Origin of the sequence: Kribbella sp. C-35, from assembly GCF_046549195.1 — a bacterium.
Classification (GTDB): Bacteria; Actinomycetota; Actinomycetes; order Propionibacteriales; family Kribbellaceae; genus Kribbella.
On record NZ_JAJPWG010000001.1, the window covers coordinates 224,039 to 237,455 of the forward strand.

General features: G+C 68.8%; 11 protein-coding genes. 8 read left to right on the forward strand and 3 right to left on the reverse strand.

Annotation, left to right across the window (positions count from 1 at the left end; translation table 11 throughout):
- Nucleotides 1-40 precede the first annotated feature (40 nt).
- From ACLJOO_RS01135 to ACLJOO_RS01165, 7 genes are all read left to right on the forward strand, one after another.
- Nucleotides 41-1,054, forward strand: coding sequence for an ABC transporter ATP-binding protein (locus ACLJOO_RS01135; RefSeq protein ID WP_410784865.1), 1,014 nt, complete (start codon nucleotides 41-43; stop codon nucleotides 1,052-1,054).
- Entirely contained in the window at nucleotides 1,051-2,031 is a 981-nt protein-coding gene (locus ACLJOO_RS01140) for an ABC transporter permease (protein WP_410784866.1), read from the forward strand. The genes ACLJOO_RS01135 and ACLJOO_RS01140 overlap by 4 nt, the downstream gene beginning before the upstream one ends.
- Before the next feature lie 2 nt (nucleotides 2,032-2,033).
- On the forward strand, nucleotides 2,034-3,065 hold the full coding sequence (locus tag ACLJOO_RS01145) for an ABC transporter permease (RefSeq protein WP_410784867.1): 1,032 nt from the start codon (nucleotides 2,034-2,036) through the stop codon (nucleotides 3,063-3,065).
- The gene (locus ACLJOO_RS01150; RefSeq protein WP_410784868.1) at nucleotides 3,062-4,060 is read left to right on the forward strand and encodes an ABC transporter ATP-binding protein; all 999 of its coding nucleotides are present in this window, start codon (nucleotides 3,062-3,064) and stop codon (nucleotides 4,058-4,060) included. The genes ACLJOO_RS01145 and ACLJOO_RS01150 overlap by 4 nt, the downstream gene beginning before the upstream one ends.
- A gap of 10 nt (nucleotides 4,061-4,070) precedes the next feature.
- The gene (locus ACLJOO_RS01155) at nucleotides 4,071-5,468 is read left to right on the forward strand and encodes a GH1 family beta-glucosidase (RefSeq protein WP_410784869.1); all 1,398 of its coding nucleotides are present in this window, start codon (nucleotides 4,071-4,073) and stop codon (nucleotides 5,466-5,468) included.
- A gap of 118 nt (nucleotides 5,469-5,586) precedes the next feature.
- Complete coding sequence (locus ACLJOO_RS01160; RefSeq protein WP_410784870.1) at nucleotides 5,587-6,723, forward strand: NAD(P)/FAD-dependent oxidoreductase; 1,137 nt, start codon at nucleotides 5,587-5,589, stop codon at nucleotides 6,721-6,723.
- 13 nt (nucleotides 6,724-6,736) lie between these two features.
- Nucleotides 6,737-7,318 carry an OsmC family protein gene (locus ACLJOO_RS01165; protein ID WP_410784871.1) on the forward strand — a complete coding sequence of 194 codons (582 nt, stop codon included), beginning with the start codon at nucleotides 6,737-6,739 and terminating at the stop codon, nucleotides 7,316-7,318.
- 2 nt (nucleotides 7,319-7,320) lie between these two features.
- On the opposite strand, the gene ACLJOO_RS01170 is transcribed toward ACLJOO_RS01165, so the two are convergent.
- Together ACLJOO_RS01170 and ACLJOO_RS01175 are read right to left on the reverse strand one after the other, a co-directional pair.
- Nucleotides 7,321-8,853, reverse strand: coding sequence for an alpha/beta fold hydrolase (locus tag ACLJOO_RS01170; RefSeq protein WP_410784872.1), 1,533 nt, complete (start codon nucleotides 8,851-8,853; stop codon nucleotides 7,321-7,323).
- A 38-nt stretch (nucleotides 8,854-8,891) separates the two neighbouring features.
- Nucleotides 8,892-9,566 carry a GAF and ANTAR domain-containing protein gene (locus ACLJOO_RS01175; protein WP_410784873.1) on the reverse strand — a complete coding sequence of 225 codons (675 nt, stop codon included), beginning with the start codon at nucleotides 9,564-9,566 and terminating at the stop codon, nucleotides 8,892-8,894.
- 49 nt (nucleotides 9,567-9,615) lie between these two features.
- Between ACLJOO_RS01175 and ACLJOO_RS01180 the strand changes: the two genes are divergently transcribed.
- Nucleotides 9,616-11,238, forward strand: a complete 1,623-nt coding sequence (locus tag ACLJOO_RS01180) for a beta-N-acetylhexosaminidase (protein WP_410784874.1) — start codon at nucleotides 9,616-9,618, stop codon at nucleotides 11,236-11,238.
- A gap of 80 nt (nucleotides 11,239-11,318) precedes the next feature.
- Here the strand turns inward: ACLJOO_RS01180 and ACLJOO_RS01185 are convergent, their stop codons facing one another.
- Entirely contained in the window at nucleotides 11,319-13,412 is a 2,094-nt protein-coding gene (locus tag ACLJOO_RS01185) for an NPCBM/NEW2 domain-containing protein (RefSeq protein ID WP_410784875.1), read from the reverse strand.
- Nucleotides 13,413-13,417 lie beyond the last annotated feature (5 nt).

The window sequence follows — 13,417 nt, forward strand, 5'->3', positions numbered from 1 at the left end:
GACCGCTTCGGTCTGGCGCCGTCGCCTTGAGGAGAGACTGATGACGGTCACCGAGACCGAGGTTGTTCTGGAGGCCGAGGGCCTCACCAAGCATTTCCCGGTACGACGGGGCGTCCGCGACCTGTTCACCCGCGAGCACAAGGCCGTGCACGCGGTGGACGACGTGAAACTCACGCTGCGCCGGGGCCGGGTGACCGCGCTGGTCGGCGAGTCCGGTTCGGGCAAGTCGACCGTGGCCCGGCTGCTCGCCCAGTTGTACGCGCGGACGTCGGGTGACATCCGGCTGCACGGCGAGTCGGTGACGGTACGCGGCGGCCGGAAGTTCCGCGCGTACTGCCGCCAGGTGCAGATGATCTTCCAGGACCCGTTCGCCTCGCTGAACCCGACGCACACCGTGCGGTACCACTTGACCCGCTCGCTGCGTATTCACGGTCGCGCGGGCGATCTCGAGGAGAACCTGCGCGCGTTGCTGGAACAGGTGCAGCTCACTCCCCCGGAACGCTATCTCGACAAGTTTCCGCACGAACTGTCCGGCGGTCAGCGGCAGCGCGTCTCCATCGCCCGTGCGCTCGGCGCGGATCCGGAGGCACTGCTCGCCGACGAGCCGGTCTCGATGCTCGACGTGTCGATCCGCCTCGGCGTCCTGAACCTGCTGCGGGACCTGAAGGAACGGCTCAACCTCGCCATCCTCTACATCACCCACGACATCGCCTCGGCCCGGTACTTCGCCGACGAGACGCTGGTGATGTACGCCGGCCGCATGGTCGAGGGCGGCGACTCCGAGACCGTCACGCAGAACCCCGCGCACCCGTACACGCGCCTGCTGATCGAGAGCGCGCCGGATCCGGATCGGCTCGGTGAGCTGAGCAAGCCCGAGGACCAGGCCGGCGGCGAACCGCCGAGCCTGATCGCGCCGCCGACCGGCTGCCGGTTCAATCCGCGCTGCGTGCACGCGATGCCGAAGTGCTCGACCGACCTTCCGCCCCGCTTCGAGCTGCCGGTCGCGGGCCATTGGGCCGCTTGCTGGCTCTACGAAGAGGGGGCGGCTAAGTGAAGTTTCTCCTGCAGCGGCTGGCGTTCTACGTGTTCACCGCGTGGGCCGCGCTGACCATCAACTTCTTCATCCCGCGAATGATCCCGGGCGACCCGGTGACGTCGCTGATCAACAAGTTCCAGGGCCAGATGAGCACCGACGCGATCAACTCGCTGTACGTGCTGTTCGGCCTGGACAAGAACGCGTCGCTCTGGAGCCAGTACGTCGACTACTGGGGCCAGGTGTTCCGCGGCGACCTCGGGCTGTCGTTCACGTTCTTCCCGACCCCGGTCGCGGAGATCCTCCGGCAGAGCCTGCCGTGGACCATCGCACTGGTCGGCATCACCACGTTCGCCAGCTTCATGATCGGTACGTCGCTCGGCGTGCTGGCCGGCTGGCGGCGCGGCTCGATCATGGACGGGCTGTTGCCGGTGACAACGTTCCTGTCGTCGATCCCGTACTTCTGGCTCGGTCTGCTGGCGATCACGCTGCTCGCCGGACCGGACAGCTTCTTCCCGTCGTCCGGCGGGTACGAACCGGGGCTGGTTCCGTCGTGGAACGCCGAGTTCATCGGCAGCGCCGTACAGCACAGCCTGTTGCCGGCGATCACGATCCTGATCTCCTCGGTGAGCGGCTGGATCCTCACCATGCGGAACATGATGGTGACGGTGGCCTCCGAGGACTACATCACCGTCGCGCACGCCAAGGGTCTGCCCGAGCGCCGGGTGATGGTCAGCTACGCGGCCCGGAACGCGCTGCTGCCGAACGTCTCCGGTTTCGCGCTGTCGCTCGGCTTCATCGTCGGCGGCACGCTGCTGGTGGAGATCGTCTTCTCCTACCCGGGCATCGGCTACAACCTGTTCCAGGCCGTCGGCGCGAAGGACTATCCGCTGATGCAGGGCGTGTTCCTGGTGATCACGCTGTCGGTCCTGGTGGCCAACCTGCTCGCCGACGTCGCGTACCTGCTCCTCGACCCGCGTACCCGGAAGGAGGGCTGACGATGTCCGCACCGACGTCCACCATCACCGCGGTCACGCCCGAAGGGCCCGAAGTCGCGGCCGCCCCGGCCAAGCGCCGCCGGCTGCGGTTCGTCGCGAACCCGAAGGCCGCGACCGGTCTGGTCGTGCTCGCGTTCTTCTGCCTGATCGCGATCATCGGCCCGTGGATCGCGCCGTTCGACCCGTCGGCCCGGAGCAGCGACCTGATCCAGGCGCCGTCCGGCAAGCACTGGTTCGGTACGACGCACCTCGGCCAGGACATCTTCAGCCAGGTGCTCGTCGGCACCCGCGGCGTGATGTTCGTCGGCCTGCTGGCCGGCCTGGTCGCGACCACGTTGTCGATCCTGATCGGCGTCAGCGCGGGCTTCCTCGGCGGCGCCGCGGACGACAGCCTGTCCGCGTTGTCCAACGTTTTCCTGGTGATTCCGGCGCTGCCACTCATCATCATCGTCGCGTCGACGATCCCGTCGGCCGGCGACCTGATGGTTGCCCTGGTCATCGGTTTGACGTCCTGGGCGTGGGGTGCGCGGGTGCTGCGCGCGCAAACGTTGTCCTTGCGCCGCCGGGACTACGTCGAGGCCGCCCGGGCGACCGGTGAGAGCACCTGGCGGATCATCACGTTCGAGATCATGCCGAACCTGACCGCGATCATCGCGTCCGGTTTCGTCGGCACGGTGATCTTCGCGGTGATGTCCGAGATCACGCTGGCCTTCATCGGGATCTCGACGATCTCCGAGTGGAACTGGGGCACGATCCTGTTCTGGGCGCAGAGCCAGCAGGCGCTCGCGCAGGGCGCGTGGTGGTGGTTCGTCCCGGCCGGTCTGGCGATCGCGGTCCTCGGTACGGCGCTGTCGCTGATCAACTTCGGCATCGACGAGTTCGTCAGCCCACGGTTGCGCAGCAGCGGTCACACCCGGCTGAAGACCAAGGACGGCCACTCCGTGCGGATGCGCGTCGGTTTCACCCCGGTGTTGTCGTCTGCGCGCGAGCCCGTGACGCCCGTCGTACGCCGTGAGCAGGAGGAGGTCGCGTGAAGGCGCCGGTGCTGGAGATCAAGAACTTTCACGTCGACTACGGGCTCGGGGACGAAGCGGTGCAGGCGGTGCGCGACGTCACGCTGACGTTGCACCGCGGCGAGGTACTGGGACTGGCCGGCGAGAGCGGCAGCGGGAAGTCGACGCTGGCGTACGGCGTGACGCGGCTGCTGCCGCCGCCCGGCGTGATCAGCGGCGGGTCGGTGGTCTACCACCCGCCGAGCGGCGATGCGTACGACGTGATGGCGCTGACCGACGCGGAGCTGCGGAAGTTCCGGTGGGCCGAGACGTCGATCGTGTTCCAGGGCGCGATGAACTCGCTGAACCCGGTCCACAAGGTCTCCACCCAGATGCTCGACGTGATCAAGGCGCACGAGCCGCAACTGTCGCCGCAGGCACGGATCGCCCGCGCTCAGGAAATGCTGAAACTCGTCGGGATTTCCGCGGACCGGATGGACGCCTACCCGCATCAGCTGTCCGGCGGCATGCGGCAGCGGGTGATGATCGGGATGGCGCTCGTCCTCGAGCCGCAGGTCGTGATCATGGACGAGCCGACGACCGCGCTGGACGTGGTGATGCAGCGGCAGATCCTCGCGCAACTAGTCGAGCTCCGCGAGCGGCTCGGGTTCTCGGTGCTGTTCATCACGCACGACCTGTCGCTGCTGGTCGAGTTCTCGGACCGGATCGCGATCATGTACGGCGGCCGCATCGTCGAAGAGGCCCGCTCGAAGGACCTCTACACCGACAGCCTGCACCCCTACAGCGAAGGCCTCCTCAAGTCCTTCCCTGCCTTGCGAGGAGAACGGCGCGAGCTCTCCGGGATACCAGGTTCGCCGCCCGACCTCCGCGGCATGCCATCGGGATGTTCCTTCCACCCGCGCTGCCCACAAGCATTCGACCGTTGCTCGACCGAGATCCCCGTGCTGGGAATCCCGTCCGCACGCAACGACCCCAACCGTTCCGTCGCGTGCTGGCTTCCGGGCCGCACTGCCTAGAAAGGCAACTATGAGCACAACATCTGTCTCGGGGGCGGCCGAACTGGTCGCAGGGCTGCCGTCCGGATTCCGCTGGGGAGTCGCGACGTCGGCCTACCAGATCGAGGGCGCGATCGCGGAGGACGGCCGGACGCCGTCGATCTGGGACACGTACTGCCGGGTGCCGGGCGCGATCGACAACGGCGACGTGGGTGACATCGCCTGCGACCACTACCACCGGATGCCGGAAGACGTTGCCCTGATCAAGGACCTCGGTCTGGACACGTACCGGTTCTCGGTGGCCTGGCCGCGGGTGCAGCCGCGCGGCAAGGGCCCGGTGAACCCGGCCGGGATCGGGTTCTACGACCGGCTGGTCGACGAGCTGCTTGCCCAGGACATCGACCCGTGGGTGACGCTGTACCACTGGGACCTGCCGCAGGAGCTCGAGGACGCGGGCGGCTGGCCGGTGCGCGACACGGCGTACCGGTTCGCGGAGTACTCGATGCTGGTGTTCGACGCGTTGAAGGACCGGGTCGACACCTGGACGACGCTGAACGAGCCGTGGTGCTCGGCGATGCTCGGTTACGCGTACGGCGCGCATGCTCCGGGGCGGCGCGAGTACCCGGCAGCGTTGGCCGCCGTACATCATCTGCTGCTCGGGCACGGGCTCGCGACTTCCCAGATGCGGGAGGCGGCGCCGCGCAAGCTCGACATCGGCATCACGCTGAACGTCGCGACGGCGTACCCCGCGTCGGATGCGGAGCCGGACGTCGACGCGGCACGGCGCGCGGACGGGATGGGCCGGCGGATCTACCTCGACCCGCTGGTGCACGGGCACTACCCTGCCGACGTGGTCGCCGACCTCGCCCGTGAAGGCGTCGAGCTGCCAATCCAGGATGGCGATCTCGAGATCATCTCGGCGCCGATCGACGTGCTCGGGGTGAACTACTACTTCAGCCAGAAGTTCACCGGGTACGCCGAGGACGGCAGTACTGTCGACGCTCAGGGTCTCCCGGTGAGTCGCGACGTACCGCTGGGCAAGCCGCGCACCGCGATGGACTGGGAGATCGTCCCCGAAGGATTCACCGACCTCCTGCTCAGCATCGCCCGCGACTACCCCGGCCTCCCGATGGTCATCACCGAAAACGGGTCCGCCTTCGAGGACGTCCCCGACTCGGAGGGCTTCGTCGACGACACCGACCGTACGGCGTACTTCACCTCCCACCTGGCCGCGGTCGCCGACGCCATCGCGCAAGGCGCCGACATCCGCGGCTACCTGGCCTGGTCCCTGATGGACAACTTCGAATGGGCCTACGGCTACGTCAAACGCTTCGGCATCATCCGCGTCGACTACGAAACCCAGGCCCGCACCCCCAAGGCCAGCGCCCTCTACCTCAAGGAGCTCGCCGAGCGGCACCGGAACGAGTAGGGCCTTAGCCGGGCGAATGTGGAGAACTCGTGGAGATTGTGGTCTCCACGGGCTCTCCAAGTTTCGGGGCGCCGGGCGGCGGAGAGTCGACCCCATCACTTGAGGATGGGGGCGGACGATGTACGACGTGGTGGTGGTCGGGGCCCGGTGCGCCGGGGCTGCGACCGCGAGGTTGCTGGCCGGGACCGGCCGCGACGTGGTGATCGTCGACAAGGCGCGGTTGCCGAGCGACACGGTGTCGACCCACGGGCTGCTGCGCGGCGGCGTGGTCCAGCTGTCCCGCTGGGGCCTGCTCGATCGCGTCCTCGCGACCGGCGCACCCGCGATCACGCAGGTGCTCTTCGACATCGAGGGGGACTCGAAGGTACGGCGGATCAAGCAGCGGGCCGGCGTGGACAGTCTGGTCGCACCACGCCGGTACGTGCTGGACGAACTCCTCGCGGACGCCGCCGTGGAGTCGGGCGCGGAACTCCGGACCGGGGTGACCGTGACCGGGCTGCTGCGCTCGGACGACGGCCGGGTCGGCGGCGTCGCCGGCCATGATGCGAACGGCGGCCGGGTCGAACTGCCCGCCCGCCTCGTGATCGGCGCGGACGGCCGCGGGTCACGGATGGCTGACCTCGTCGGCGCCGAGAAGCTCGAGCAGTTCACCTCGCCGTGCGCCGTCTTCTACACCTATGTATCCGGTCTCGCACCGGATACCTACGCGTTCCACATCGGGAAGGACACGTTCGCCGGTGTCTTCCCGACCAATGACGCCGCCTGCGTCTGGCTGATCCGGCCCACCCCGCTGCTCGAACCGATCCGTACGGCCGGCTCCCACCGGTCGAAGGCCTTCGTCGAACAACTCGACCTGCTCGTTCCCGACCTCGGCGAACGAGTGCGCGCGGGCCGCATCACCGAACGACTCCGCGGTACGGCGAACCTGCCGAACTACCGCCGTCGATCCCACGGTCCAGGGTGGGCGCTGGTCGGAGACGCCGGTTACCACCGGGACCCGATCACCGGGCACGGCATCACCGACGCTTTCCGGGACGCCGAACTGCTGGCGACCGCGGTCGACCAGGACGACCTGCCGTCGTACGAGGGGATCCGGGACGTGATGGCTCGCGAGGTCTTCGACCTGACCCGCGCACTGACCGCCTTCCCGGCACCGGAGCGCTTCGTCGAGCTGCAACTGCAGCTCAGCGACGCGCTCGAACGCGAGGCCGACGCGCTCGCCTCGTTTCCAGAACTCACCGCACTTGCCGCTTGAAGGGACCAGCACCATGACCGCAACCACGACCGACACCACGACCGGCAAGGGCCGCAACGGAGTCGACGTCGCCACCTTGTTCGCAACGCTCGACGCCGTCAAGGCCCAGCCGGAGATCGCCCGCTTCCAGTTCCGCGCCACCAACCGGTGGATCAGCGGCACCCACAACCGCGGCACGATCAACGGGTACTACGGAGCCGGCCAGGAGAACACGCGTTCCGCCGACTTCACCTTCGACGCCGATCACCCGCCGGTACTGGTCGGCGGCGACAACGGCCCGACCCCGGCCGAGCACCTGCTGCACGCCCTCGCCGCGTGCCTGACCGCGGGTCTGGCCAACATCGCGTCGGCGCGGGGCATCGACCTCGAGGAGGTCACGTCGACGGTCGAAGGCGACATCAACCTGCTCGGCATCCTCGGGCTCGACCCCGAGGTCCGCAACGGGTACGAGGCGATCCGCGTCGTGTTCCACGTGAAGGGCGACGCCGAGGCGGAGAAGCTCCGCGCCCTCGTCGAGCAGTCCCGCAGCCGCTCGGCGGTGTACGACGTGATCACCCACGGCGTACCGGTATCGATCGACGTCGCGACAGCCTGAGCTCACCGCGGCGCGCAGAAGACGCCGTCGGCGACCGGGTCCGTCGCGATGCCCGAGCCGGCCAGCAGGTCACGTACCCCCGAGGTCAACCACACCGACCCCGGGGGTGCGTCGTCGGCGAGCCCGATCGCAACCTGTACGCCGTACGCGTCGAGGTCGCGTTCGTCCTTGGGTACTTCGGCGATCGCGACACCGAGCCGGTCGCCGTCCCGCACCTGGGCAAGCCCCGCGCGCACCGCGGTGGCCGGACCGTCGAACAGCACCACCGGCCGTCCGGCCGGACCGACGCGGCGACGGCCACCTGCCGCGGACAAGCCGGCCACCAGGTCGTCCGCCCGAGTGCCGGCCGGTGCCACGACCGCGGCGAGCGCCAACGGGCGCGCAACCGGATCGGGAAGGTCGCGCAGGAACCCCTCGATCGCGTCGAGGATCTGATCCGGGTTCCCGGAGACGAAATGGTCGCTGCCCTCCATGAGCTCGAACCGCGCGCCGGGGATGCGATCCGCGAGGTACCGCGCATCACCCATGCTGACCAGTGCGTCACCGGACCGATGCAGTACCAGCGTCGGAACCCGGACGGCGGGTAACGCGTCCCGGACGTCCACGAGCGAGTTCATGTCCATCAGCGCCCGGACGGTCGACGGTGTCGCGGCCGCTCGCATCCGCTGTGCCCACCAGCGCCGCATCGGCTCGTCGGCCGACGGACAGCGCATCACCATGTCGGCTTCCCAGTCCCACTTGCTCACGAGGAGCTCGGTGTACGCCTCCCGCTCCTCCTGGGGGCGCGCCCACGGATAGTCCTCGGACCACACCCGCTTGGCGTAGGTGCCGTACAGGACCAGCCCGGCCACCCGCTCCGGGTGCGCGGCCGCGCACAGGATCGACATCGGGCCGCCCTCGGAGTACCCGACCAGCACGGCCCGGCGCGAGCCGACCGCGTCCATCACCGCGAGGACGTCGTGCATCCGCGTCTCGACGTCGGGGAGGCCGGACGGCCGGTCCGACATCCCGGTGCCGCGCTTGTCGAACCGGATCAGCCGCCCGAAGGACCCGAGCCGGTGCAGGAAGTGCGCGTGCCGGGGATCCGCCCAGTCGAGCTCGAGGTGCGAGATGAAACCCGACACCAGCACGATGTCGAGGTCGCCGCCGCCGGTCACCTGGTAAGCGATGTGGAGCCCGTCGCTGACCGTGTACCTGATCGGCTCGGCCGGCCGCAGCCCGGACTGCGTCTCGACCGGCGCGACGAACCGGTAGCCGCGGCCGTGCAGCGTGCGGATCATCCGCTGGCTGTGACCGTCGTCCCCGAGCGCCCGCCGTACCTGCTTGATCCGGCTGGTGACGGCCGTCTCGCTGACGAAGCGACCGCCCCAGACGCTGTCCATCAGTTCCTCTTTCGGAACCACCCGATCACGGTGCGAGACGAGATACGCCAACACGTCGAACGCCTGCGGCTCCAGCGGCACAGGGGCCCCACCCCGCCGTACCTCGAACAACGCCGGGTCGAACTCCAGGTCCCCACCAAACCCAAGCACCACACTCCGACTATGCCGAACCAACTACCCGAAGTCAGCAGTCAGCGGAGGGTGGTGCCCTCGATGATCTGCTCGGCGATCACCCGGAGCTTCGTGTTCCCGTCCTGGGACAGCCTGGTGAGGAAGGCGAACGCGCGATCGTCGGTGAGCTGATACCGCTCCATGACGATCCCTACCGCGTTGCCGATCAGCCCGCGCGTGCGCACGGCCTCCTGCAGGTTCTGGATCTCCCGGGCGTACTCGATCGCCGTCGCGGCCTGGTGCTGGAAGAGCAGGCCGAGCGCGCCGAAATCGCTGAACGCCCCCGGCCGGCGGGCGTACAGATTCAGCGCACCTCGCGACTTCACGGCGTCGTAGAGCCGGAGACCGGCTTGTGCCTCGATCCCGGCGGCAACCGCTGTCGCGGCGTAGCGCGGGAAGCGCGGATCGCTGTCCAGGTACGGCGAGATGACGTGGACGGATTCGGCCGCCGCGTCGTAACACGGTCCTTCCCGCAGCGCGTACTGGGCGGCGTCGACGGTGAGGAGCAACTCGTCCGTCGGGGCCACCGTTTCCAGCCGTCCGTCGGCGTGCAGGATCGTCATGCTGGCATAGTCCACCTCCGGCAGCACCTCGACCGCCGCCGCCGTGATGCGTGCGAGCGTATGGTCGAGGTCCCCGGGCGTGAGCGCCTTCGACAGGCGTTCTGCCTGCTCCAGCAGCCGTTGCGTGTCCATTGCCACCCGGTACCCAGCTCAGGCGGCCGGAATGCCGCAGAATCGTCGTATGAGTCTTCCCGTGATCCCTGCATCCACGACGACGACCACGAGCGACGCCACCTTCACTCTCAGCGGCGAATCGGGTGTCGCCGTACAGTCGCCGGAGGTGGCCGGGCCGGCCGCACTGTTCGTCAACGACGTCCGGCTCGACACCGGCCTCACACTCACCCCGCCGGTCCTCCGGGACCAGGCAGCGGACAGCGCGGCGGCAGCCATCACCGTTCTGCTCGCCGACGACGGCCTCGACGACGTCCCGGCTGCCGCCGGACTGCGCGCGGACGGCGACGCTGTCGACGAGCGCTACGGGCTGGACGTCACGAGCGAGGGCGTGCGCGTCTGGGGCCCGACCCCCGAAGCGATCCACCGCGGCCTCACCTCGCTGCGCCAGCTCATCTCCGCGAACCTCCAGGACGGTACGGCGGTTCTGCCGGCTGCTCGGATCGTCGACGGGCCGCGGTTCGCGTGGCGCGGGTTGTCGCTCGATGTGGTGCGGACGTTCCACGCGCCGGACGAGGTACGGCGAGTCATCGACATGCTCGCGCTGTACAAGCTCAACGTGCTGCACCTTCATCTCACGGACGATCAGGGGTGGCGGGTCGAAGTACCGTCGCGGCCGGCGTTGACCGAGGTGGGTGCGGCCGGTGCTCTTGGCGACCGCCCCGGTGGGTACTACACGCAGGCCGAGATGGCGGATCTCGTCGCGTATGCGGCCGACCGGTACGTGACCGTCGTACCCGAGATCGACATCCCGGGGCACACGACGGCGGTCTTCACGGCGTACCCGGAGCTGGCGCCGGCCGAGCTCCGCACCATCGACCTCGGCAACGGAACGTCGATCCCGCTGAACGCGCTCGAGCCCGGTCGCCCTGAGACGTGGACGTTCGTCGAGGACGTGCTGGACGCGGTCATCCCGCAGTTCCCGCAGAGCGCGTACGTGCACATCGGCGGCGACGAGGCGTGGGGCATGTCGGATGAGGACCACGCTGCGTTCGTGGACCGGGCCGCCGCGCTGGTGCGGGCCCGGGGCAAGCGCGTCGTCGGGTGGCAGGAGATCGCCCGGGCCGCCATCGGTCCGGACGATATCGCGCAGTACTGGATCAGCATCGATGTCGACGCGATGGACGCCGGCAACGGGCCGGTCCCGCCGGAGGACCTGTTGCCGATCCTCGTCGACCATCTGCAGAAGGCGAAGCGCGACGCCCCGAAAGCACTCGCCGCCGGCGCGCGCCTGATCGCCTCGCCGACCACCTGGGTGTACTTCGACCGCCCGCACGGTGACGCCTCGTCCGACGCCGAGCAGGAGGAGGCCCGCAAGCGGCTGGGCCTGGAGTTCTACGGGCCGGCCACCCTGCGCGACGGCATCTCGTGGGACCCCGTCGAGAACACCCCTGGCGTCACGTCGCCCGATCAACTGGCCGGCGTCGAGGCCGCGATTTGGTGCGAGACGATCACCAGCTCCGACGACCTCGAACTCCTGCTCCTCCCCCGCCTCCCCGGCGCCGCCGAAAAGGCGTGGTCCCACTCTGCTGCCGACTGGCCCGACTACGCCGACCGCCTCGCCAGGCAGTCCCCAATCTGGCGCCACCGCACCTGGACCTGGCTGCAGTCGGTCGAGGTGCCCTGGACCTGACCAACCCCCCACTTTGAGCACGCACCAACCATTTTGGGTCGCCCAAAACGGTTGAGTGGTGCTCAAAGTGGGGTTGGTTGTCAGCAGGTTGCCGTTGGGGCGGCCCAGTCGGCTCGGTCGTTGTAGCCGCCGTCGCCGGCGTCGCCGACGAGGAGGTCCAGGACGCGTACGCCGGTCAGGTCGACGTCGAACTGCTTCGGGGTGAAGCGGTCGACGGTGCCGCTGTCGAACAGGACCTTGCCGTCGCCGACGACCTGGAACGTCGACGTACCACCCTCCGGACCGACGTTGCCGACCACATCATCGATGCCGACGGTTCCGGTCAGCCGCGAGCACGACTTGCCGAGGTAGTACCGGATCAGCGACGGCGACGCGACACCGATTCCGGTGGAGTACGTCGTACCGGTGAGCTTGATCGGGTTGCCGCCGCCGACACTCTCGTCGATCGTCGGCGACATCCAGCCGCTGGTCGCGGTGATCCACTGGTGATGCGACAACGGGACCGTCCCACTCGGCGGAGCGGGCGCGACGACCACCGGCGACAGCACAGTCGTCTGATTCTGCACGCCGTACCCGATCGTCTGGTACGTCGTGGTCGCGGTCAGGCTCGCGGTTCCGGGCGGGGCTCCGGCCGGCAGTGTCACGGTGAACGCGAACGTGGCCTGCATGCCGCCTTCGATGAGAGCAGGTGCCTTCGACAGCGGCTTCACCGTCCACCCGGTGCCACCGGCAACCGTCACTGCCGGCGCGAACACCGGCACCAGCCCATCGTTGCGTACGGCAACCTGCACGGTGAGTTGGTCTCCACCGGCGACCACCGGCGCCGCGCCCTCGGGCTGCGGGTCCGTGCCGACCTTCGTCACCTCCGGGATGCCCGCCGTCACATGCGGAACACCCGGAATGCCACGAGCCGGCGCGACGCGGAACAACGCCGTACCATGCGCCGGAACCGCCGCGCTGATCACGCCGCCGCTGTCCGTCACCTTGTTGCTCCAGGCGTTCTTCAAGGTGAATCGATCACCACTCAGCCCGACCGCCGACGCGGTGGTGGTGAGTGTCTTCGCGCTGTCGCCTCGATTGAGCAGTACGACGGCACGGCTGCCGTCAGCGAGCCGCTTGACCCACGTTTCCGTCGTACCGGCCGCGCCGACCCGGACGGCCTGTACGGCCGCCTTGTCCTGGTTGATCGCGAGCACATCCGGATCGGTCAGCATCCCGATCGTGGTCGCGCTGAGCTTCCGGACGTCGCTGCCGACGACCAGCGGCGCCGCGGCCACCGCCCACAGGGTGAGCTGCGTGCGGAACTCCTCGTCGCTCATTCCGAGCTCTGGCGCCAGGTAGTCCGGGTCGCTGAACGCGCCCGGCTTCACGACCTCCGGGTGCCGCGCGTTCGCGTCGTAGTTCCGCAGGACGTCCTTGAACTTGATGTCGCCCTGGAACCCGACGTCGGTGTACGTACGCCACGACTGCGCGATCCCCGGCGCGTACGACCACGAGTTGATCGACTGCTGGGACTCCGGGTAGTTGCCCCAGTCCGGCGACGTCACCGGGTTGCACAGGTTGAAGATCATCGGCCGGTGGCTGGCGTTGTTGCGCAGCGCCTGGGCGAACTCGGTGAAGACCGTCTTCGGGTCCAGATCCGCCGCGATCCCGCACAGGTAGTCGACCTTGACCGCGTCGAAGCCCCACGCGGCGAACTGGTCCGCGTCGCGCTGGTAGTACCCGCCGCTGCCGAGGCCGCACTTGCCCGGGATGTACGGGCCGGCGTCGGTGTAGATGCCTGCCTTCAGGCCCTTGCTGTGGATGTAGTCGACCAGCGGCTTCAACCCGTTCGGGAACTTGGCCGGGTTCGGCACGAGATCGCCGGCGGCGCTGCGGGACTGATCAGCCTGCCAACCGCCGTCCAGCCAGACGATGTCGTAGCCGGCCTTCGCGAGGCCGCGGCTCACCAGGGAGTCCGCGACCGACTTGATCGTGTCCTCGGTGAAGTCGCCACCGAGTCCGTAGTAGGTGTTCCAGCCCTGGTACGGCGTGGGGCTGAGCACCGTTGCGGTGGCCTGAGCCGCCACCGCACCGGTGCTGGTGGCTCGGGCCGCCACCGCCGGGGTCGTGATGGCCGCGATCGTGCCGGCCACCAGGGCCGCCGCGATCACACCACCCAGGAATCTCCTCATCTGTC

What these genes read in the sequence shown, in the direction of transcription:
- ACLJOO_RS01160 (WP_410784870.1), top strand. Translation starts at nt 5,587, where the DNA reads ATGTACGACGTGGTGGTGGTCGGGGCCCGGTGCGCCGGGGCTGCGACC.
- ACLJOO_RS01135 (WP_410784865.1), top strand. Translation starts at nt 41, where the DNA reads ATGACGGTCACCGAGACCGAGGTTGTTCTGGAGGCCGAGGGCCTCACC.
- ACLJOO_RS01185 (WP_410784875.1), bottom strand. Translation starts at nt 13,412, where the DNA reads ATGAGGAGATTCCTGGGTGGTGTGATCGCGGCGGCCCTGGTGGCCGGC.
- ACLJOO_RS01145 (WP_410784867.1), top strand. Translation starts at nt 2,034, where the DNA reads ATGTCCGCACCGACGTCCACCATCACCGCGGTCACGCCCGAAGGGCCC.
- ACLJOO_RS01165 (WP_410784871.1), top strand. Translation starts at nt 6,737, where the DNA reads ATGACCGCAACCACGACCGACACCACGACCGGCAAGGGCCGCAACGGA.
- ACLJOO_RS01180 (WP_410784874.1), top strand. Translation starts at nt 9,616, where the DNA reads ATGAGTCTTCCCGTGATCCCTGCATCCACGACGACGACCACGAGCGAC.
- ACLJOO_RS01155 (WP_410784869.1), top strand. Translation starts at nt 4,071, where the DNA reads ATGAGCACAACATCTGTCTCGGGGGCGGCCGAACTGGTCGCAGGGCTG.
- ACLJOO_RS01175 (WP_410784873.1), bottom strand. Translation starts at nt 9,566, where the DNA reads ATGGACACGCAACGGCTGCTGGAGCAGGCAGAACGCCTGTCGAAGGCG.